This is a genomic window from Rhodococcus koreensis, assembly GCF_017068375.1.
GTDB classification, from domain to species: Bacteria; Actinomycetota; Actinomycetes; order Mycobacteriales; family Mycobacteriaceae; genus Rhodococcus_F; species Rhodococcus_F koreensis.
In genome coordinates this window covers 4,357,213-4,377,478 of record NZ_CP070609.1, presented here as the reverse complement: position 1 = coordinate 4,377,478, position 20,266 = coordinate 4,357,213, and the positions used below count along the sequence as shown (strand labels likewise).

Below are 20,266 nucleotides of genomic sequence, written 5' to 3'. Positions count from 1 at the left end.
TCGCAGGGTGCGGGTTGCCCCTATGATGCTGCGAGAAAAAGACGCCGGAATCTCGACTGTTCCGGCCACAGAAGGAGGTGGACTGCCGTGCAAGGTTTGATTCTGCAACTCACACGAGCAGGTTTCCTGCTCCTGCTGTGGCTGTTCGTCTGGACCGTCCTGCGGGCGTTGCGTGGCGACATCTACGCCGGCTCCGGCGTCCGTGTGCCGCCCCGATATTCGCGCAGCGGCAATGTTCTGCCGTCGCTGGGGAAGACGAAGACGGCCAAGTATCTGGTGGTGACGCAGGGCGGCCTCGCCGGCACGCGCATCACTCTCGGCACTCAGCCCGTCCTCATCGGCCGGGCCGACGACTCCACGCTCGTCCTCACCGACGACTACGCATCCACCCGCCACGCTCGGCTCTCCCCGCGAGGCGCCGACTGGTACGTCGAAGACCTCGGCTCGACCAACGGCACGTACCTGGATCGCGCCAAGGTCACCACATCTGTCCGCGTGCCGCTCGGTACCCCCGTACGGGTCGGCAAAACGGTAATCGAGTTGCGCCCGTGACCCTCGTACTCCGCTATGCCGCCCGCAGCGATCGTGGCCTCGTCCGTTCCAACAACGAAGATTCGGTGTACGCCGGGGCCCGCCTGCTGGCGCTCGCGGACGGCATGGGCGGTCACGCGGCCGGTGAGGTCGCGTCGCAGTTGATGATCGCGGCCCTCGCGCATCTCGACGACGACGAGCCCGGCGAAGACCTGCTCGGCAAGCTGGAGGCCGCCACCCGCGAGGGCAACGACACCATCGCCGATCACGTCGAGGAAGACCCCGAACTCGACGGCATGGGCACCACGCTCACCGCAATCCTGTTCTCCGGCAACAAGCTCGGGCTGGTCCACATCGGCGACTCCCGCGCCTACCTGCTCCGCGACGACTCCCTCGCACAGATCACCCGGGACGACACGTTCGTGCAGTCGCTGGTCGACGAGGGCCGGATCACCGCCGAGCAGGCGCACACCCACCCGCAGCGCTCGCTCATCATGCGCGCCCTCACCGGCAACGAGATCGAACCGACGCTGACGGTCCGCGAGGCCCGCGCCGGCGACCGCTATCTGCTGTGCTCCGACGGACTGTCGGACGTGGTCAGCGACGAGACCATCGAGAACACGATGCGGGAGGGCTCGCAGGACGAGTGCGCCGACCGGCTCATCGAACTCGCCCTGCGCAGCGGCGGCCCGGACAACGTGACGGTCGTCGTCGCCGACGTCATCGACCTCGACTACGGGCAGAGTCATCCCATCGTGGCCGGTGCCGCCTCCGCCGACGACGAGGAGGACGCGCCGCCACCCAACACGGCTGCGGGACGTGCCGCGGCGATGCGTCCGCCGCGTGCGACGCCGAAGCGGGTGGTCCCGCAGGTCGAGGAACCGCCGACGAAGAAGAAGCGTCACCGCATGTGGTGGGCTGCGCTCGCGCTCGGTCTGATCGTCGTGGTCGCCGTCGCTGCCTTCGTGGGGCGGGCTCTGGTCCGCAACAACTACTACGTCGGCGCCGACGGCGAACGCGTCACCGTGCTGCGCGGAGTTCCCGGTTCGGTGCTCGGTTACTCGCTGCAGGAGGCGAACCTGGTCGGCTGTGTCAGCGACTCCGGCGACCTGACGTTGATGTCGCCCACCGAGGCACCGAACGGGTGCACCATCCTCGAGGTCGACGACCTCCAGCCGTCCGCCCGTGAACAGGTGCGTGCCGGGCTGCCCTCGGGCAAGCTCGACGACGTCCGCAACCAGATGACGCGGCTCGCGCAGAACGATCTGCTTCCGGTCTGCGAGTCGGAGTCGGCCACCACGACGACGACCACCCCGGCACCGAGTCCAGTTCCGACGCCGGCACCCGCGCCCGTCCCGGAGACCACGGCGCCCGCGCCCGCACCCGCTCCCGCTCCCCCGGCAGCGTTGCCGGCACCGGAGACACCTGCACCCCAGACCCCGACCGCCACCCCGGCGCCGACCGTGACCCAGGTTCCCGGTCAGAACTGCAGGACGGCTAGCTGATGTCGGTCGCAAGTGCATCACCGGGGGCGCAGTTTCCCAGTCCACCCGGCGGGTTCGCGCCAGCCCCCGTGCAGTCGACGCGCCGGGGCACCGAGCTGATCCTGATCGGTTTCGCGATCCTGATCACCACGATCTCGCTGGTGCTGGTGGAGGCCAGCCAGGAACAGAGCATCACCTGGGACCTCGCCAAGTACGCCGCCGCCTACTCGGCGCTGTTCCTGATCGCGCATCTCGCGGTGCGCCGGTTCGCGCCGTACGCCGACCCCCTGATCCTGCCGATCGTCGCGCTGCTCAACGGACTCGGCCTGGTGCTGATCCACCGGCTCGACCTCGCCGACGCACAGTCCGCCGCCTACTTCGGGCTGCCCGTCCCGTCGCCGGACGCCAACCAGCAGGTGCTGTGGACGACGCTGGCCATCGCCGGTTTCGTGGCCGTGCTGGTGCTGCTCAAGGACTACCGCCTCCTCGCCCGCTACAGCTACACCCTGGGCCTCGCCGGACTGGTGTTCCTCGCCATCCCGGCGATCCTGCCGTCGAGCTTCTCCGAGGTGAACGGCGCGAAGATCTGGATCCGCCTCCCCGGCTTCAGCATTCAGCCCGGCGAGTTCGCGAAGATCCTTCTGATCATCTTCTTCGCCTCCGTCCTCGTCGCGAAGCGCGACCTGTTCACCACCGCGGGCAAGCACGTGTTCGGCATCGACCTTCCCCGCGCCCGCGACCTCGGGCCCATCCTCGTCGCGTGGATGGTGTCGGTGGGTGTGCTGGTGCTGGAGAAGGACCTCGGCACGTCGCTGCTGCTGTTCAGCACCGTGCTCGTGATGCTCTACATCGCCACCGAACGCGTCGGATGGCTGCTCATCGGTGTCGGACTGCTCGGCATCGGTTTCTTCTTCGCGTACCAGTTGTTCGGCCACGTCCGGGTCCGGGTCAGCACCTGGCTCGACCCGCTGGCCGACTACAACAACACCGGCTACCAGATCTCGCAGTCGCTGTTCGGGCTCGCGACCGGTGGCGTCGCGGGGACGGGGCTCGGCAGCGGCAGGCCCGCCCAGGTGCCGTTCGCGAAGACCGACTTCATCGTCGCGACGATCGGCGAGGAACTCGGACTCATCGGTCTCGCCGCCGTCCTGATGCTGTTCCTGATCCTCGTCATCCGCGGCCTGCGCACCGCACTCGCCGTCCGCGACAGCTTCGGCAAGCTCCTCGCCGCCGGTCTGTCGTTCACGATCGCGGTGCAGGTGTTCGTGGTGGTCGGCGGCGTCACCAAACTGATCCCCCTCACCGGTCTGACCACGCCGTTCATGTCGTACGGTGGGTCGTCCCTGCTCGCCAACTACCTCCTGCTCGCGATCCTCATCAAGATCTCCGACGCTGCCCGTGAGCCGGCCGTCCCGAAGAAGAAGGGCCCCGCACCCATCGCCGACGCCCCGACCGAGATGGTGCCGCGCTCATGAACACACCGCTGCGTCGTGTCGCGATCGCCGTCATGGTGATGGTGGTCGCCCTCCTCGCCAACGCCACCTACGTCCAGGTCATCAAGGCGGACAACCTGCGGGCCGATCCGCGGAACTCGCGCGTGCTGCTCGACGAGTACTCGCGTCAGCGCGGCCAGATCTCGGCCGCCGGGCAGGTGCTCGCGGCATCCGTGCCGACCGACGACCGCTACAAGTACCTGCGCACCTACCCGCCGAACCCGGCGGCGCCGTCGAGCCCGCTGGCCAACGCACCGGTCACCGGTTTCTACTCCATGCAATACGGCAGCACCGGACTCGAGCGGTCCGAGGACCCGGTCCTCAACGGTTCCGACAACCGGCTGTTCGGGCGTCGCTTCTTCGACCTCGTGTCCGGACGCGACCCGCGCGGCGGCAACGTGGTGAGCACCATCAACCCGGTGATGCAGCAGGTGGCGTACGACGAGCTGACCGCGAAGGGCTACACCGGTTCGGTCGTGGCGATCGAGCCGAGCACCGGACGCATCCTCACGATGGTGAGCACCCCGAGCTACGACCCCAACTCGCTCGCCAGCCACGACGGCACCGAGACGACGCAGGCGTGGGAGGCCCTGAACGCCGACCCGGAGAAGCCGCTGATCAACCGCGCGGTGTCGCAGACGTACCCGCCCGGTTCCACGTTCAAGGTGGTGGTCACCGCCGCCGCGCTTGCCGCCGGAACCACCCCCGACACCCAGCTGACCGCGGCCCCGCAGATCACCCTTCCCGGCACGTCGACGACGCTCGAGAACTACAACGGCTCCACCTGTGGCGGCGCACCCACCGCGTCGCTGCGGGAGGCGTTCGCGCGGTCCTGCAACACGGCGTTCGTCGAACTCGGTATCAAGACCGGAACCGACGCCGTCGGCGACCAGGCCAGCGCACTCGGCATCGGCGGGCAGATGCCCGGCGTCCCGTTCCCTGTCGCCGACAGCACCATCGGGTCGATCCCCGACGACGCCGCGCTCGGCCAGAGCAGCATCGGCCAGCGTGACGTGGCGCTCACCCCGCTGCAGAACGCGATGATCGCGGCTACCGTCGCCAACGGTGGAGTGCGCATGCAACCACAGCTGGTGTCGGAACTGCAGGGCCCGGACCTGTCCAACCTCGCGACCACCAACCCGGTGTCCGAAGGCCAGGCGATGTCGTCCCAGGTGGCGGCTACCCTGACCGAGCTGATGATCGGTTCCGAGAACAACACCAGCGGCGAGGGCAAGATCCCGGGCGTCCAGATCGCGTCCAAGACGGGCACCGCCGAGCACGGAACCGACCCACGGAACACCCCGCCCCACGCCTGGTACATCGGATTCGCACCCGCCCAGAACCCGACCGTGGCCATCGCGGTCATCGTCGAGGACGGCGGAGATCGTGCACTGGCCGCAACCGGCGGCTCGGTGGCTGCACCTATCGGCCGTGCCGTCATCGCAGCCGGACTACAAGGGGGCTGATTGTGGCACTGAACAACGGCGCGCTGATCGCCAATCGATACCGCCTGATCCGGCTCATCGCCACGGGCGGAATGGGACAGGTCTGGGAAGCGACCGACAACCGGCTCAACCGTCGTGTCGCGGTGAAGGTTCTGAAGTCCGAGTTCTCTTCCGACCCGGAGTTCGTCGAACGGTTCCGCTTCGAGGCGCGCACCACCGCGCAGCTGAACCATTCCGGCATCGCCGGGATCTACGACTACGGCGAGGTCCGCGACGCCACTGGCGACTCCACCGCCTACCTGGTGATGGAACTCGTCAACGGTGAGCCGCTCAACGCCGTCCTCGCGCGGGTGGGCCGTCTCGCGGTGCCGCACGCACTGGACATGCTCGAGCAGACCGGGCGGGCGCTGCAGGTGGCGCACGACGCCGGAGTCGTGCACCGCGACGTGAAACCGGGCAACATCCTGATCACCCCCACCGGTCAGGTGAAGATCACCGACTTCGGCATCGCCAAGGCCGTGGAGAACTCGCCGGTCACGCGCACCGGCATGGTGATGGGCACCGCCCAGTACATCGCCCCCGAGCAGGCGCTCGGCCAGGACGCGACCGCGGCCAGCGACGTGTACTCTCTCGGCATCGTCGGCTACGAAGCGCTGTCGGGACGGCGCCCGTTCATCGGCGACGGGGCCATCACGGTGGCGATGAAGCACGTGCAGGAGGCGCCGGCACCGTTGCCGAACGACCTGCCGCCGAACATCCGCGAGCTCATCGACATCACGATCGCGAAGGATCCGAGCACCCGCTACGCCAGCGGCGGAGAGTTCGCCGACGCGGTCGCGGCGGTCCGGGCCGGCAGGCGGCCTCCGCCGCCGGGTGTGTCGGGCACGGGGGCGGCGCGGGTGCTGCGCCCGCCGATGACCGGTGCGACCCAGATGATGCCGCCTTCGCAGACCGCGTACGCGGGACCGGTCACCGGGCAGGTGCCGCCGGACGACGCGAACGGTGACGGCAAGAAAGGCGGGTTGACCAGCGGCCAGAAGGCCGTGGCCTGGGGTGCAGGTGGTTTGATCCTGCTGGCGGCGATCATCGCGCTCGCACTCGTCCTGTTCGACGGTGGTGACACGAAGGACCCGACGTCGCCTGCGATCACATCCTCGCTGCGGACGATCACGACGACACCGCGGCCGACGACCACGACGACGACCGAGGAAGAGACGTACACCACCGAGCCGACGTACACGACGACGACCACCCCGCCGCCGCCGCCGACCACGACGACCACCACCCAGCCGCCGACCACGACGACGACAGAGCCGACGACGACTACCACCACGACCACCACCGCACCCACGACGACGACCACGACGACCACGTCGGAGGAGTCAACTACTCCGACCCCACAAGGACAGCCATGACGACACCGCGCAACCTCTCCTCACGCTACGAGCTGGGTGAGATTCTCGGCTTCGGTGGCATGTCCGAGGTCCACCTCGCCCGGGACGTCCGGCTCAGCCGCGATGTCGCGATCAAGGTCCTGCGTGCCGACCTGGCCCGCGACCCCACGTTCTACCTGCGGTTCCGCCGCGAGGCGCAGAACGCGGCGGCGCTGAACCATCCGGCGATCGTGGCCGTCTACGACACCGGCGAGGCGGAAACCGACGCGGGACCGCTGCCGTACATCGTGATGGAGTACGTCGACGGCGACACGTTACGGGACATCGTGCGCGGCGAGGGCCCGATGGCGCCGCGCCGGGCGATGGAAGTCATTTCGGACGTGTGCGCGGCGCTCGACTTCAGCCACCGCAACGGCATCGTGCACCGTGACGTGAAGCCCGCCAACGTGATGATCAACCGTGCGGGCGCGGTGAAGGTGATGGACTTCGGCATCGCGCGGGCGATCTCCGACGCGTCCAGCCCCATGACGCAGACGGCCGCCGTCATCGGCACCGCCCAGTACCTCTCGCCCGAGCAGGCGCGCGGCGAGCAGGTCGACGCCCGGTCGGACGTGTACTCGCTCGGTTGCGTGCTGTTCGAGATCCTCACCGGCGAACCCCCGTTCAAGGGTGATTCCCCGGTCGCGGTCGCCTACCAGCACGTGCGGGAGGACCCGCAGACGCCGTCCGTGGTCAACCCGGACATTCCGCGCGAGCTCGACTCGGTGATCCTCAAGGCGATGAGCAAGAACCCCGCCAACCGCTACCAGACCGCCGCGGACATGCGCAGCGACCTGGTCCGGGTTCTCGGCGGGCAGCGCCCCAGCGCGCCGATGGTCATGAGCGACGAGGACCGCACCACGATCCTCGGTGCCGTCGACTCCGGCGCCGGAAACTACCGGCGTCCGCAGACCGCCACCCAGGCGACGGCGACGAAGACGGACGGCGGCGAACCCGACAAGAAGAAGAACCCGATGCGGCTGGCACTGATGGCGCTGGGCGCCCTCATCGTCGTCGGCATCGTCGGCGCGTTCCTGTGGTCCGTGGGCCCGGGCTCGAAGGCTGATCAGGTGACCATGCCGGACGTCACGAACCAGGCGGCCGACGACGCCGAGACCACGCTGCAGAACCTCGGCTTCCGCGTCTCCCGGCAGCAGAAACCCGACGCCGTCGTGGCGACCGGCAACGTCATCACCACCCGGCCCGTCGGCGGCGTGCAGGTGGACGAGGGCAGCACGATCACCCTCGAGGTGTCGTCGGGCCCCGAACAGGTGAAGGTCCCGCGGCTCGCGGGTCTGACCCAGCAGGAAGCCCAGCAGGAACTGAACGCGGTCGGTCTGCGGCTCGACACCGCCGTCGCCCGCGCACCGTCCGACGCCTCCGACGTCGACAAGGTGATCCAGCAGAACCCGTCCTCCGGCGCGAGCATCTCCCTCGACTCCGAGGTCGCCGTCACGCTGGGCACCGGACCCGAGCAGATCCGCATCCCCGACGTCACCGGCCAGAAGGTCGAGGTCGCGCAGGCGAACATCGAGGGCGCCGGCTTCAAGGTGCAGATCCAGAACATCGATTCCGGTGTGCCCAAGGGGCAGGTCGTCTCCACCGATCCCGTCGGCGGCTCCACCGCCGCCAAGGGCGACACCATCCAGATCCGGGTGTCGAACGGCAACAACATCGAGATGCCCGACCTGACGGGCAAGACGGTGTCGCAGGCACTCGCAGAGCTGCGCAGCGCCGGCTGGAGCGGGTCGTCGGCCTCGCTGAATCAGACGCAGACGTCCACGCTGGACCCGGAGATGGTCGGCAAGATCATCAGCCAGGAACAGCCGCCGGGATCGGAAATCACCAAGAACGCTGTCGTCTCGGTCGGTGTCGGCGCGCTCGGCATCCCGCGGTAGGCGGCTCCGCCGCCCGTGCGCCTTTCTGGTAGCTACAGCAACCAGAAAGGCGCACGGGCGCTACGCGCCCAATGCCTGCGCGACCTCGGCTTCGAGGGTGGCGACGAGGGATTCCTTGGGGGCGTCGCCGCAGACGGTGAGCCAGTTGGCAAGCATCCGGTGCCCGCCCTCGGTGAGCACCGACTCCGGGTGGAACTGGACGCCGTGGATCGGCAGTTCCCGGTGCCGCATCGCCATGACGATGCCGCTGTCGGTGTGCGCGGTGACCTCGAGTTCGTCCGGGATGGTGTCTTCCAGGACGGTCAGCGAGTGATAGCGCGTGGCGGTGAACGGGTCGGGCAGACCCGCGAGAACACCCTCGCCGGTGTGGTGGACGATGCTGGTCTTGCCGTGCAGGAGTTCGGGCGCCCTGTCGACGGTCGCGCCGAACGCGGCGCCGATCGCCTGGTGTCCGAGGCACACCCCGAGTAGCGGCGTGCCGGCCGCGGCGCATGCCGTGACCAGGTCCATCGTCGCTCCGGCGCGCTGCGGTGTGCCGGGGCCGGGGCTCAGGAGAATGCCGTCGAACTCGGCCGCTGCGGCCGCGATCGCGTCGGGCCCGGTGAGGTTCGGATCGTCGTTGCGCCAGACCACTGCCCGGGTTCCCAGCTGTCCGAGGTACTGGACCAGGTTGAACACGAAGCTGTCGTAGTTGTCGACGACGAGAATCCTCATGGGAGCAGGGTATTCTGCTCGCCCCGAGCCCCGCACGGCCGGGGACCGTTCACGTCAGTGGCCCGCGTACCCGGGCACGGACAATTGGCCGGACGCGGCCTCCGAGTAGCCGAGGCCGAATCGCGTCGCGTACTGCTTGAACACCCGGATTCCGGGTTCGTTGGCGAGTGCCGCCTCCAGTCGCGCCGGATCCCCGATCGCCGACATCACGTACGGCGGGCTGTAGGTGCGGCCGTGCAGCAGCAGCGTGTTGCCGATGCAGCGCGGCGCGGACGTGTTGACGATCCGCTGGTCCTGCATGCCGACGGCCTCGGCGCCGCCCACCCACAGCGCGTTCAGCACACTCTGGACGTCCTGCTGGTGGACGACGAGATCGTCCGGCGACGCGTCGACGGGGTACTTGCCGTCCGCGTCGCGGGGGGCGTCGGTGAGTGTGACGGTGACACCGGGGCCGGTCATCGGTGTGAGTCCGGCATCGGTGGCGAGCGCTTTGCTGTCGGCGAGCGCCTGCGCGACGCCACTGTCGGACGCCGCCGCGTCCTGCTGCAGCGACTCCACCTGCGCCGCCAGGTTGTCGCGGGTCTCGGCCACCTGATCGGTCTCGGACTGTGCGTTCCGCACGAGGTCGGACAACCGGGTGGAATCACCGGCACGAATCTCGTTGCCGTGCGACACCTGGCGGGTGGTGGCCACCAGCAGGCCGGCCACGAGACACACCACCAGCACCGCGATCCGCCAGAAGATCGACCTGGTCACCGGTGTTTCCGTCCCCTCGTCCTCGCCGCGCGAATCGCGGCTACGTTAGCGTGTACACACGCAGGTATTTCCGAATCTACCTGCCCACATTCCCGCAGAGCCGCACGAACGAGGACGTCATGCCGAAGTCGAAGGTCCGAAAGAAGACCGATTACACCATCAACCCTGCGAGCCGCACCCCGGTGAAGGTGAAGGCAGGCCCCTCGAGCACCCTGTACGTCTCGGTGATGCTCGGGTTCATGCTGGTCGGCCTGGTGTGGCTGCTCGTCTACTACCTGGCCGCCGACCAGCTCGAGTGGATGAACAACCTCGGTGCCTACAACTTCCTCATCGGATTCGGCTTCATGGTGGTCGGGCTGATCATGACAATGCGCTGGCGTTGACGATCACAATTACACGTATGTCATTCATCCCCAATGTGGACAACGCCTGTGGATAGCCGCAGGTCGAGTGCCGATGTCTGCTGACGAGGCACCGCTGGAGTGGTCGACGCCGCTCGGTGCGGTGATCGCTCTGGCCGCGGGCGGGCTCGTGTTGGGGGTCGCGGGACTGTCGGTGTCGATCGAGCCGGCGGGCCGTGTCCTCGTATGCGTCGCCGCCCTCGGGCTGCTGCTGACCGCCGCGTCGGCGCTCCGGCAGCGCCCGCGCCTGGCCGTCGACAAGGAGGGCGGCGGCATCGTGGTGCACCGGCTGACGGGCCGCCACGGGTACACCCGTTCGCAGATCGACCGGGCGCGTCTGGTGCGGTACCCACGGCTGGGCCGTCGGGTGCCGATGCTCGAGATCGACGTCCGCACCGAGGACGGCACCGAACGCCTCCTGATCTTCGGCCGCTGGGATCTCGGCACCAATCCGGAGGACGTGTTCGATGCCCTCGCGGTGCACCGTCTGGTGGGCCGGGGTCAGTAGCCGAAGCTCGCGCGGAGCTGCAGGGTGCGCACCGCGATGACGGCGAGCGGCACCAGCACCACGACGCCGAGGCAGACCCAGCCGACGGTGACGGCCTTCTCCCGGTTGTTCCCGGCGCCCAGCAGCTGAGGCCCGTAGAGGATCGCCGCAGTGGCCGCGGCTCCGGCGACCAGGCCGCCGAGATGCCCCCACAGTGAGATGCCGGGGATGGTGATGCTGATGATCACGTTGATGGCGATCACCGAGATCACCGGCGCCGGACTGCGTCGCAGCCTCAGGAGGATGACCGCCTGCGCGCCCATCAGCCCGAAGACGGCGCCCGACGCACCCGCGGTGACCGCGTGCAGCTGGAACAGCATCACCGCGGCGGAACCGCCGAGGATCGACGCGAAGTACACGAAGGCGTAGCGGGCGCGGCCGAGGACCAGTTCGGTGTCGCGGCCGATGATCCACAGCGCGAACATGTTGACGGCCAGGTGGATGAGACCGAAGTGCAGGAATCCGCTGCCGATCACGCGGACGAACTGACCGTCCACGACAGCGGGTGGGAACAGCGCCCAGTCGGCGAAGAGCGTCGATCCCGCCTGGTTCTGCATGATGCTGCGGGACTGCGCCGCGGTGATCAGGAAGATGCCGACGTTCGCGGCCATCAGGATGTACGTCACCAGCGGCACCGCACGCTGCGTGGTCACGGCGCCTGCGACGTTGCGGACCGCGCGGACGTCACGCTGCCCGGCGGCGACACAGTCGACGCACTGGTAGCCGACTGCGGCTTCACGCAGGCATTCGGGACACGCGGGGCGACCGCACCGATTGCACGACAGTGCAGTGGGGCGATCGGGGTGGCGGACGCACCGCGGCTGGGGCGGAGTGCCCTCGTTCGCGGCACCGCCCCAGCCGGGGTTGGTCATGTGCTGCGGTTCCCTACGCGATGGTGACGCTGTTGATCACGACCGGCTCGAGCGGACGGTCCGCGCGATCGGTGGCCGTGGTCGAGATGGCGTCGACGACCTTCTTCGACTCCTCGTCGACGACCTCACCGAAGATGGTGTGGCGACGGTTGAGGTGCGGCGTCGGGCCGGTGGTGATGAAGAACTGCGAACCGTTGGTTCCCGGGCCCGCGTTGGCCATGGCCAGGATGTAGGCGCGGTCGAACTGCAGTTCCGGGTGGAACTCGTCGCCGAACTTGTAGCCCGGGCCGCCGGCGCCGGTGCCGGTGGGGTCGCCACCCTGGATCATGAATCCGTCGATGACGCGGTGGAAGACGGCGCCGTCGTAGAACGGTCCGGAGTCGGTGCCACCGGCGTTGGCGGTGCTGTAGTCCTTCGAACCGTCGGCCAGGCCGACGAAGTTCTCGACGGTCTTGGGCGCGTGGTTGCCGAACAGCGCGATCTTGATGTCGCCGCGGTTGGTGTGCAGCGTTGCGGTTGCGGTCTGATGAGGTGAAGTCACACCACCATGTTGCCATTGTGCGGTTCCGCGTGGTTCCGCCGCCGTGACTCGAGTACTTCGGATCGGTTCGTGCCGCCGGTTCTTGTGACAAAGTGGGGTCATGACACGAGCGACGGAGTCCCTCACGCACCTGCTTCCGACCGAACGCGCCGAGCACCTGCAGGAGCAGGTGTCCGAACGAGTCGAGACCGCGCTGGCCCACGTCGAGGATTCGGCTGTTCGGGTCAAGGAATCCGAGGCTGTCGATCAGGCCCTGCGCTGCGCGCGCTCGGCTGCGCTCGCCGCGGCCCGCGGCGCCGGGCAGGTCAGTGTGTTCCTCGGCAGGCAGGGGGCGTCGCTGGCGAAGAAGGGGTACGAACGCGCCCGGACCGCACCGGTGAAAGAGGTCGCCCAGGACGTCATTCGTCCCCTCACCTCGACTGTTGCGCCGGTCGAGGAGAAGAAGTCGCGGAAGGGCCGTCGCGTCGCGATCATCGTGCTGATCGGTGCCGCTGTCGCCGGGGGCGCGGTGTTCTTCAAGAGCCGCCGCCGGGAGCAGCCGCGGGTGGCGTCCGCTCCCCCGAACCTGAGCGATATCGACAGCGCGGACACGCAGGAGGCCACGCCGCCGACGGCGACGAAGCCCCTCGCGGCCAACTGATCCGTCCTCCCCGACCGGCAGGGCGCGCGCTCGTGCGGTGTCGTCTGGCGTGCGGTCATGTCTTCGTTTCACGGCTTGTACCAGGGGTATCCCGCTGGTAGATGCGCACCAGCGCGAGGATCCGTTCCGAGGAGCAGACATGGCCGCCACACGTATCGCCCACCGCATCGCCGTCGTCGCGTTTCCGCTCGCCGCCACCGCGGCCCTGCTCACGGCCGGGCCCGCCGGCGCCGACCCACCCCACCCCTTCGGCGGACCGGCCCTCACCATCGGATGTCCGAACCAGGGCAGTCTGATGTCGTTGACGGCGCTCACCGGGCAGTCCGGACCGGAGGCGGTCCCGCCGATCGCCGACGGCGACATCCGGTTCGAGTCGCACCCCGCCGCGCCACCGATCCCGGCGGCCGCGCAGGTCACCGTCGCCTGGGTCAACACCGACAGCGGACGTTCGGGGATCGTGAACCTCGGCGGCGTCTACCCGTTCCTGTCCGCGACGGTGAACACCGGCGTCGGGAACGTGGTGGCCACGGCGTTCGGGTCGATCAACTTCGGCAGCAGCCCGATCTGCCAGGCGAACCCGGCCATCGGAACGTTCATTGCGTGAATTCGGCTGTGTGGCAGCCGAACCGGCGACGGTAATCGCCGGGCGCGAGGCCGACCACCCGGTTGAAGTGGTGGCGCAGCAGCGCACCGGAACCGAATCCGGTGCGTCTCGAGATCGCCTCGAGACCGAGGTCGGTGCCCTCGAGTAGCTGCCGCGCGTAGAGCACGCGCTGCGTCGTCAGCCACTTCACCGGGGTGGTGCCCGTCTCGGCCGCGAACTTGCGCGCGAACGTCCGCGTCGACATGGACGAGCGGGCCGCGAGCTCGTCGATCGTGTGCGGCAACTCGAGGTTTTCGCTCATCCACGCCATCGTTTCGCTCAGGCTGTCCGACGTGCACGCGACCACCGGCTGCTCGATGAACTGCCGCTGCCCGCCGTCGCGTTGTGGCGGCACGACCATCCGGCGGGCGATCGTGTTGGCCACCGTGGAACCGAGCTCCCGGCGCACCACGTGCAGGCAGGCGTCGATGCCCGCCGCGGTGCCTGCGCTGGTGACGAGGTTGCCCTCGTCGACGAACAGGACGTCGGGGTCGACCACCGCGGTCGGGAACCGGGCGGCCAGTTCCTCGACGTACCCCCAGTGAGTGGTGCACTTGCGCCCGTCCAGCAGTCCCGCCTCGCCGAGCAGGAACGCACCGGAGCACAGGCTGAGGACCGTGGCACCGGCCTCCGCGGCCGCGCGCACGGCGTCGAGCGCCTCGTCCGGAAAGCCGGACTGCGCCCCCGGCGGCGGGACCACGACGAGATCCGCGTCGCGCAGCGAGTCCAGCCCGTACTCGGCGGAGAGCGTCAGCCCCGGGGTGATCGATGCGAGTGGTTCGCCGGGGCAGATCCCGCAGATCCGGAAATCGAATGCCGGCACCCCGTGTTCGGTGCGGTCGATTCCGAACACCTCGCAGACCACACCGAACTCGAACATCGACACCCGGTCGAGGAGGAGTGTCGCGACCTTGGAGATCATGCCCCCAGTCTAGTTGGCGATATCTTGCCGGACCATGTCGAAACGGTCAGTCATTCGCGGACTGCGCCGCAGATCGACACGAGCGCGCGGGCCAGCGTCGCCTGATGCAGTGCGTCGAGGCGCTGTTCGGCCGCCACCGCGACCGCGGCGTCGACGAGAGCGGGCACGCAGCCCGGACCCGCGAGCAGATCCTCCTGCTCACGCAACTGCAGGAGGATGTCCGTGTTCTGGCGGTCGATGATGGGACGGACCTGCGTCAGGTCGGGCCGGACGGTCGGCGCCGCGCCCGGCGCGACACTCCACCAGGAGAACAGCGCGCGCTGCACAACCTTGTTGGCCTCGATCTGATCCCGGAAGATCTGCTGCACCCGCGGCGCGCTGAGGCCCTCGTCGGCGGCCTGGGTGGCGACCGCGCCCAGCACCTGCGCCTCGCGCGCGGGATCGTCGATCGGCGACGGCGTGCCCCACTTGGCGGCCGCGACCGTGTCCGCCGTGGCGAGGCGCAGCGACACCGCCAGGGCGATCGGTTGCAGCGGGCGGGTCTGCGCATTCGCGGGCGCGGCACCGGCCGCCGTCAGCATTCCGAGCATCGCCGCGGCCAGGACCGCTCGGCGGGCGAGTGCGGGCCGGGCCGTCGTCATGGTGCGAGTGTAGGGCCGGTCAGTCGTCCAGACCGGCGACTCCGCGTTTCCAGTAGCCCGTGAACAGCGACTCCATCCGGTCCTTGCTCCACGCGCGCAACGGCTTGATGTCGTTCGCCTCGCCGGCCGCGAACAGGAACGTGCGGCCGTCGGGCAGCGCGAGCGACTGCACCGTCGACGCCAGTGTGGACTCGCTGCCGTCGCGAACGAGCCACGTCACGTCCACGTCGTCGCGCGCGGCCAGCGGGTAGCCGTGCTCGACGGCGTCGTCGGTCTCGATCACGACGTGCGCCGACACTTCGGCCGGGGATTCGTCGAGCCACCGCGCGACCGCGGGAAGCGCGGTGGAATCGACGGCGAAGACGTAGTGGTCGAAGTTGTGGGCGAACGCCTTCGCGCCGGGCGGGCCGGCGATTGTCACGTCGTCGCCGATCTCGACCGTCGTCGCCCAGGACGACGCGAGCCCGCCCTCGTGCAGCACGAAGTCCAGGTCGAGTTCGCGGGCGTCGGCGTCGTAGCGCCGGACGGTGTACTTCCGGCTGGTCGGGAGCGGTCGCGGCCAGTCGAGCATCATCGCGTCGTTCGCGACCGGGATGCGGCGGGTGCCGTCCGCATCGGGGAACACGATCTTCACGTGATCGTCGGCCTGATAGGTGTGGAACCCGTCCAGTCCGGGACCACCGATCGTCAGGCGCACCATGCGGGGCGTGAGGTACTCGCGCGCTCGGACCGTGACCGTGCGGACTCCGATCGGGTAACCGATGCGCGCGGTTCCCTCCCCCGTCCGGTGGTGCGACGCCACGCGGCTGCGCGGATCGAGACGGTCACGGGCTGCGGGATCGAGGGCGGTCATGAAGTAAGGGTAACCTCACTCGTAATGGGGTCCACACAGCAGTGTGCCCCGGACTCTTCCGAATCCGGGGCACACCGTTACTTCTTTCAACTTGTGGAGCCTAGGAGATTCGAACTCCTGACATCTGCCTTGCAAAGGCAGCGCTCTACCAACTGAGCTAAGGCCCCGTTACCTCGTGCCACACCTCGTTGCCGCGGAGCAACTTGGTCAGTCCGATTGCCACCAGCACTCCGGCTCCCACGAACAGGAGGACCTTCATGCGACTGACCTTTCACCGGCACCAGGAGTGGGCCTAGGAGGACTTGAACCTCCGACCTCTTCGTTATCAGCGAAGCGCTCTAACCGCCTGAGCTATAGGCCCCTGAAGTCCGGAAACTCATCTCGCACAGTTCCCTGAACCGAGTCGGAAGATTACCCCACCGGACCGGCAACTACCAAAACCGGTCCGGCGAGACGCTCTTTTCCCAGCTCAGTCCCTATCGGTTTTCGCGTTCAGTCCCGGTCCGCGAGCGTCACTTCGACGCCCCCGACGAGGTCCGAACACAGGTTGTAGATGAACGCGCCGATCGTCGCCAGCGCGGTGAAGAGCACCATGTTGGCGAGACCGATGACGGCGGCGTATCCGAAGACCTGCCCGGCCGTCACGAGCCCGTCAGAGCTCGACTCCGCGACGATATCGGTGAACGCGTTGTTCAACCGGTCCCACACGCCCATCCCGTCCAGGACGACGTACAGCAGACCGACGGCCACCATCCACACGAAGAACAGCGACACCGAGATCACGGACGAGATCTTCAGCGTCGACCACGGGTCGATCTTGCGGACCTGCACCGACGCGCGGAGGGCCTCACCCTCCTCGACCCGCTGCGGGGCCACGGCGATCTTCGGCTGCTGACCTGTGGCCGCCGCCCCCGGCAGGGGGTGCTTGGCCTCGGACAGGTCCGGCATGTCCTTGGGGAGGACGTCCCGGTTGATGTGCCGGGTGGGTCCGTCGATCGCGGACGCCTTCGCCTTCGCGGCCTCCCGCTGCGTCACGGCCCCCGCCGCGGCTGCGCCGGACACCGCACCGACCGCCGCGGTGGCAGCCGTCGAGGACGCTGCGCGATTGGTCTCCTGCTTCTGCGCGGGCTGACCCTTGGCGGGTGCGGACGAGTTCGCTGCCGGCGACTTCTGCGTGGGCACCGCCTGGGTGGGCACGGCCTGGGTGGGAGCACCCGGGTTCTGTCCGCCCTGCGGTCGCTGCCCCTGGGGTGCACCCTCGGGCTGCGACTTCTGCGGCGAGGTGGTCTGCGAACCGCCCGGGGCCTTCGCTGCCGCGGCACCCGCGGCCGCCGTTCCCGCACCGTTGGCCGGGTTCGGCTGCCCCTCCGGGCGCGAGGCCTGCTTGGCTCCCGCCCCGCCCTGCAGGGGCCGCTTCAGGTTGGTCTGCGGCTCACGCTGCATTCCCCGCTGCCACGGCGGTGCCTGATTTCCCCGGATGGACTCGGTGGGCACACCACCCGCGGGAGCCCGGTTACCGGGGGCCTGCTGGTTCGGAGCCTGACCCTGCTGCGGTGGCACGGACCGGCCCTGCGGGGTCTGTGTACGCGGACCCTGATGCTGGGGCGTCGACGGAGACCGGGTCGGATCGGCCGGGGCCTGCCGATCCGGTCTCGCATCGGGAGCACCGCCCGGCCGGGCAGCCGGCCCCGCCTGAGCGGGGCCACGACCGGCTGACGCCTGCGGCCCCTGCGGCGCGGAACCCTGCTGCGGGTTCGGTCGCGCCGACCCGTTCTCGGGAGTCCGGGAGGCCTGCTGGTCGGGTCGCGCCTGATTGGCGGAACCCGGGTTCTGCCGGTCACTGCCTGGCTGGTTGGGAGTGCTCACTAGGACTCCTTAGCTCCTTTGCCGCTGCTCTCGGCGTTGTCGTCGGTCTCGTCGGGTTCGTCGGCATTGCGCGCGATCGCGAGCAGGGTGTCGCCTTCCCCGAGGTTCATCAAACGAACACCCTTCGTCTGCCGACCCGCCTTGCGGACCTGCTTGGCGGCGGTGCGGATGACCCCACCGCCCGACGTGATCGCGTAGAGCTCGTCGTCGTCGTTCACGATGAGCGCTCCGACCAGGGTGCCACGTTTCTTGTCGTATTGAATCGTGAGTACACCCTTTCCGCCGCGTCCCTGGACCGGGTAGTCCTCCATGCCGGTGCGCTTCGAGTAGCCGCCCGACGTCGCCACCAGCAGGTAGGTCCCCTCGCGCACCACGTTGAGCGACAGCAGTTCGTCGTCGCCGTTGAATCGCATGCCCTGGACGCCGGACGTGGCGCGTCCCATCGGGCGCAGCGCCTCGTCGGTGGCGGAGAAGCGGATCGACTGTCCCTGCGCGGAGACGAGCAGCAGGTCGTCGTCGGAGGAGCAGAGGACCGCGCCGACCAGTTCGTCCTCGCCGCGCAGGTTGATCGCGACGATGCCGCCGCTGCGGTTCGAGTCGAAGTCGGTGAGCTTGGACTTCTTCACCAGACCGTTGCGGGTGGCGAGAACCAGGTAGGGCGCGTCCTCGTACGTCTTGATCTGGATGACGCTCTGGATGCGCTCGTCGGGCTGGAACGCGAGCAGGTTGGCGACGTGCTGTCCGCGGGCCGTGCGGCTCGCCTCCGGCAGCTCGTACGCCTTGGCCCGGTACACGCGGCCCTTCGTGGTGAAGAACAGCAGCCAGTCGTGGGTGGAGCTGACGAAGAAGTGCGAGACGATGTCGTCCTGCTTCAGCCCGGCGCCCTGCACACCCTTGCCGCCGCGCTTCTGCGAGCGGTACAGGTCGGTCTTGGTGCGCTTGGCGTACCCGGTCTCGGTGATCGTGACGACGACGTCCTCGCGGGCGATCAGATCCTCGTCGGCCACGTCACCGTCGGCCGCGATGATGCGGGTCCGGCGGTCGTCGCCGTGCTTGTCGACGATCTCCTTCAGCTCGTCCCGGACGATCCCGCGCTGACGCTCGGGCTTCTCGAGGATGTCCTTGAGGTCGGCGATCTCCCGCTCGATCTCGGCGAGTTCGTCGATGATCTTCTGACGCTCGAGGGCGGCGAGGCGGCGCAGCTGCATCGCGAGGATCGCATCGGCCTGGATCTCGTCGACGGTGAGCAGCTCGATCAGGCCTGCCCGCGCGATGTCCACGGTCTGCGACGCCCGGATGAGCGCGATGACCTCGTCGAGGGCGTCGAGGGCCTTCACCAGTCCGCGCAGGATGTGAGCGCGTTCCTCGGCCTTGCGGAGCAGGTACTCGGTGCGCCTGCGGATGACCTCGACCTGGTGGGCGACGTACAGGCGGATCATCTGGTCGAGGCGCAGGGTGCGCGGCACGCCGTCGACGATGGACAGCATGTTGCAGCCGAAGCTGGTCTGCAGCTGGGTGTGCTTGTACAGGTTGTTGAGCACGACCTTCGCGACCGCGTCACGCTTGACGGTGACGACGATGCGCATACCCGCGCGGTCCGAGGACTCGTCGTGGATGTCGGAGATGCCGGCGATCTTCGCGTCGCGCACCTGCTCGGCGATCGACGTGATCAGGTTGTCGGGGTTCACCTGGTAGGGCAGTTCGGTGATGACGATCGTGGTGCGCCCCTTGGCGTCCTCCTCGATCTCCACCACACCGCGCATGCGGACCGAACCGCGACCGGTGGTGTAGGCGTCGTGGATGCCCTGGCCGCCGACGATCAGGCCGTGCGTCGGGAAGTCGGGACCCTTGACGCGTTCCATGACCGCCGTGAGGGTGGACTCCTCGTCCGCTTCCCAGTTCTCCAGGGCCCAGTAGATGGCCTCGGCGACCTCGCGCAGGTTGTGCGGCGGGATGTTGGTGGCCATACCGACGGCGATGCCGCCGGAACCATTGATCAACAGGTTGGGGATACGGCTGGGGAGAACTGACGGTTCCTGTGTACGACCGTCGTAGTTCGGGGTGAAGTCGACCGTCTCGTGGTCGATCTCCCGGAGCATTTCCATCGCCAGCGGAGTCAGCCGGCACTCGGTGTACCGCATCGCGGCCGCGCCGTCGTTGCCGCGGGAACCGAAGTTGCCCTGGCCGTCGACGAGCGGGTACCGCAGCGACCACGGCTGGGCCATGCGGACGAGCGTGTCGTAGATCGAGGCGTCGCCGTGCGGGTGGTAGTTACCCATCGTCTCGGCGACCGGTCGCGCAGACTTCACATAACCGCGATCGGGCCGGTACCCGTTGTCGTACATCGCGTACAGAACGCGGCGGTGCACCGGCTTGAGGCCGTCCCGCACGTCGGGCAGCGCACGGCCCACGATCACGCTCATCGCGTAATCGATGTAGCTGCTCTGCATCTCCTGCTGAATGTCGACGGGCTCGATGCGGTCGTGCCCCGGTCCCTCCGGCGGCAACGTTGTGTCGGTCATGAGCTCCTTCTTCTACTCGGCTTGACGTCTCCTCGCGGACTCGCGGTCCAGCACGACGTCGCGC

19 protein-coding genes and 2 tRNA genes are annotated in these 20,266 nt (G+C 68.6%); 10 read left to right on the top strand and 11 right to left on the bottom strand.

What is annotated here, in order from left to right; all coding sequences use genetic code 11:
• The first annotated feature begins 87 nt into the window (after positions 1 to 87).
• Genes JWS14_RS19975 through pknB form a run of 6 tightly spaced genes read left to right on the top strand, consistent with a single transcriptional unit; the run spans position 88 to position 8,284 of the window.
• Positions 88 to 552: an FHA domain-containing protein FhaB/FipA gene (locus JWS14_RS19975; RefSeq protein WP_005249074.1), complete on the top strand. Its 465-nt coding sequence runs from the start codon at positions 88 to 90 to the stop codon at positions 550 to 552.
• Positions 549 to 2,036, top strand: coding sequence for a PP2C family protein-serine/threonine phosphatase (locus JWS14_RS19970; protein ID WP_072942784.1), 1,488 nt, complete (start codon positions 549 to 551; stop codon positions 2,034 to 2,036). Before JWS14_RS19975 ends, JWS14_RS19970 begins: the two co-directional genes overlap by 4 nt.
• A complete protein-coding gene (locus tag JWS14_RS19965) occupies positions 2,036 to 3,490 on the top strand; it encodes an FtsW/RodA/SpoVE family cell cycle protein (RefSeq protein WP_009476773.1) in 1,455 nt (484 codons plus the stop codon). Before JWS14_RS19970 ends, JWS14_RS19965 begins: the two co-directional genes overlap by 1 nt.
• Complete coding sequence (locus JWS14_RS19960; protein ID WP_095865469.1) at positions 3,487 to 4,974, top strand: penicillin-binding transpeptidase domain-containing protein; 1,488 nt, start codon at positions 3,487 to 3,489, stop codon at positions 4,972 to 4,974. Before JWS14_RS19965 ends, JWS14_RS19960 begins: the two co-directional genes overlap by 4 nt.
• 2 nt (positions 4,975 to 4,976) lie before the next feature.
• The gene (locus tag JWS14_RS19955) at positions 4,977 to 6,368 is read left to right on the top strand and encodes a serine/threonine-protein kinase (protein WP_095865468.1); all 1,392 of its coding nucleotides are present in this window, start codon (positions 4,977 to 4,979) and stop codon (positions 6,366 to 6,368) included.
• On the top strand, positions 6,365 to 8,284 hold the full coding sequence (gene pknB, locus JWS14_RS19950) for a Stk1 family PASTA domain-containing Ser/Thr kinase (RefSeq protein ID WP_206014157.1): 1,920 nt from the start codon (positions 6,365 to 6,367) through the stop codon (positions 8,282 to 8,284). Before JWS14_RS19955 ends, pknB begins: the two co-directional genes overlap by 4 nt.
• A 60-nt stretch (positions 8,285 to 8,344) precedes the next feature.
• On the opposite strand, the gene JWS14_RS19945 is transcribed toward pknB, so the two are convergent.
• Positions 8,345 to 8,998, bottom strand: coding sequence for an aminodeoxychorismate/anthranilate synthase component II (locus JWS14_RS19945; RefSeq protein ID WP_072942778.1), 654 nt, complete (start codon positions 8,996 to 8,998; stop codon positions 8,345 to 8,347).
• 54 nt (positions 8,999 to 9,052) lie between these two features.
• Entirely contained in the window at positions 9,053 to 9,754 is a 702-nt protein-coding gene (locus tag JWS14_RS19940) for a DUF881 domain-containing protein (protein WP_072942777.1), read from the bottom strand.
• A gap of 119 nt (positions 9,755 to 9,873) precedes the next feature.
• On the opposite strand from JWS14_RS19940, the gene crgA reads away from it, so the two are divergent.
• Complete coding sequence (gene crgA / locus JWS14_RS19935) at positions 9,874 to 10,137, top strand: cell division protein CrgA (protein ID WP_005249082.1); 264 nt, start codon at positions 9,874 to 9,876, stop codon at positions 10,135 to 10,137.
• A gap of 67 nt (positions 10,138 to 10,204) precedes the next feature.
• A complete protein-coding gene (locus JWS14_RS19930; protein WP_083395680.1) occupies positions 10,205 to 10,663 on the top strand; it encodes a PH domain-containing protein in 459 nt (152 codons plus the stop codon).
• Here the strand turns inward: JWS14_RS19930 and JWS14_RS19925 are convergent.
• Together JWS14_RS19925 and JWS14_RS19920 are read right to left on the bottom strand one after the other, a co-directional pair.
• Positions 10,657 to 11,574: a rhomboid family intramembrane serine protease gene (locus JWS14_RS19925; protein WP_072942775.1), complete on the bottom strand. Its 918-nt coding sequence runs from the start codon at positions 11,572 to 11,574 to the stop codon at positions 10,657 to 10,659. The two genes, JWS14_RS19930 and JWS14_RS19925, sit on opposite strands and share 7 nt — an antisense overlap.
• Before the next feature lie 13 nt (positions 11,575 to 11,587).
• Complete coding sequence (locus JWS14_RS19920) at positions 11,588 to 12,115, bottom strand: peptidylprolyl isomerase (RefSeq protein WP_025431550.1); 528 nt, start codon at positions 12,113 to 12,115, stop codon at positions 11,588 to 11,590.
• A gap of 100 nt (positions 12,116 to 12,215) precedes the next feature.
• On the opposite strand from JWS14_RS19920, the gene JWS14_RS19915 reads away from it, so the two are divergent.
• Positions 12,216 to 12,755: a hypothetical protein gene (locus JWS14_RS19915; RefSeq protein ID WP_072942774.1), complete on the top strand. Its 540-nt coding sequence runs from the start codon at positions 12,216 to 12,218 to the stop codon at positions 12,753 to 12,755.
• Between the two features lie 139 nt (positions 12,756 to 12,894).
• Entirely contained in the window at positions 12,895 to 13,359 is a 465-nt protein-coding gene (locus tag JWS14_RS19910) for a hypothetical protein (RefSeq protein WP_072942773.1), read from the top strand.
• On the opposite strand, the gene JWS14_RS19905 is transcribed toward JWS14_RS19910, so the two are convergent.
• The 7 genes from JWS14_RS19905 to gyrA all read right to left on the bottom strand — a co-directional run bounded on the left by JWS14_RS19905 (position 13,349) and on the right by gyrA (position 20,202).
• Entirely contained in the window at positions 13,349 to 14,320 is a 972-nt protein-coding gene (locus JWS14_RS19905) for a helix-turn-helix domain-containing protein (RefSeq protein ID WP_072942772.1), read from the bottom strand. The genes JWS14_RS19910 and JWS14_RS19905 overlap by 11 nt on opposite strands.
• A gap of 50 nt (positions 14,321 to 14,370) precedes the next feature.
• Positions 14,371 to 14,961, bottom strand: coding sequence for a chorismate mutase (locus JWS14_RS19900; RefSeq protein WP_072942771.1), 591 nt, complete (start codon positions 14,959 to 14,961; stop codon positions 14,371 to 14,373).
• A 19-nt stretch (positions 14,962 to 14,980) separates the two neighbouring features.
• A complete protein-coding gene (locus tag JWS14_RS19895; protein ID WP_072942770.1) occupies positions 14,981 to 15,814 on the bottom strand; it encodes a siderophore-interacting protein in 834 nt (277 codons plus the stop codon).
• 94 nt (positions 15,815 to 15,908) lie between these two features.
• Positions 15,909 to 15,981, bottom strand: a tRNA-Ala gene (locus JWS14_RS19890).
• 120 nt (positions 15,982 to 16,101) lie between these two features.
• Positions 16,102 to 16,175 (bottom strand) — tRNA-Ile (locus JWS14_RS19885).
• A 131-nt stretch (positions 16,176 to 16,306) separates the two neighbouring features.
• The gene (locus tag JWS14_RS19880; protein ID WP_206016120.1) at positions 16,307 to 17,374 is read right to left on the bottom strand and encodes a DUF3566 domain-containing protein; all 1,068 of its coding nucleotides are present in this window, start codon (positions 17,372 to 17,374) and stop codon (positions 16,307 to 16,309) included.
• Positions 17,375 to 17,679: 305 nt separating this feature from the next.
• A complete protein-coding gene (gene gyrA, locus JWS14_RS19875) occupies positions 17,680 to 20,202 on the bottom strand; it encodes a DNA gyrase subunit A (protein WP_072942768.1) in 2,523 nt (840 codons plus the stop codon).
• Positions 20,203 to 20,266: the final 64 nt, after the last annotated feature.

Excerpts from the sequence above, each read along its gene's own strand:
- JWS14_RS19905 (WP_072942772.1), bottom strand. The coding sequence starts at position 14,320 with ATGATCTCCAAGGTCGCGACACTCCTCCTCGACCGGGTGTCGATGTTC.
- JWS14_RS19910 (WP_072942773.1), top strand. The coding sequence starts at position 12,895 with ATGGCCGCCACACGTATCGCCCACCGCATCGCCGTCGTCGCGTTTCCG.
- JWS14_RS19915 (WP_072942774.1), top strand. The coding sequence starts at position 12,216 with ATGACACGAGCGACGGAGTCCCTCACGCACCTGCTTCCGACCGAACGC.
- JWS14_RS19945 (WP_072942778.1), bottom strand. The coding sequence starts at position 8,998 with ATGAGGATTCTCGTCGTCGACAACTACGACAGCTTCGTGTTCAACCTG.
- JWS14_RS19965 (WP_009476773.1), top strand. The coding sequence starts at position 2,036 with ATGTCGGTCGCAAGTGCATCACCGGGGGCGCAGTTTCCCAGTCCACCC.
- gyrA (WP_072942768.1), bottom strand. The coding sequence starts at position 20,202 with ATGACCGACACAACGTTGCCGCCGGAGGGACCGGGGCACGACCGCATC.
- JWS14_RS19900 (WP_072942771.1), bottom strand. The coding sequence starts at position 14,961 with ATGACGACGGCCCGGCCCGCACTCGCCCGCCGAGCGGTCCTGGCCGCG.
- JWS14_RS19895 (WP_072942770.1), bottom strand. The coding sequence starts at position 15,814 with ATGACCGCCCTCGATCCCGCAGCCCGTGACCGTCTCGATCCGCGCAGC.
- crgA (WP_005249082.1), top strand. The coding sequence starts at position 9,874 with ATGCCGAAGTCGAAGGTCCGAAAGAAGACCGATTACACCATCAACCCT.
- pknB (WP_206014157.1), top strand. The coding sequence starts at position 6,365 with ATGACGACACCGCGCAACCTCTCCTCACGCTACGAGCTGGGTGAGATT.
- JWS14_RS19960 (WP_095865469.1), top strand. The coding sequence starts at position 3,487 with ATGAACACACCGCTGCGTCGTGTCGCGATCGCCGTCATGGTGATGGTG.
- JWS14_RS19925 (WP_072942775.1), bottom strand. The coding sequence starts at position 11,574 with ATGACCAACCCCGGCTGGGGCGGTGCCGCGAACGAGGGCACTCCGCCC.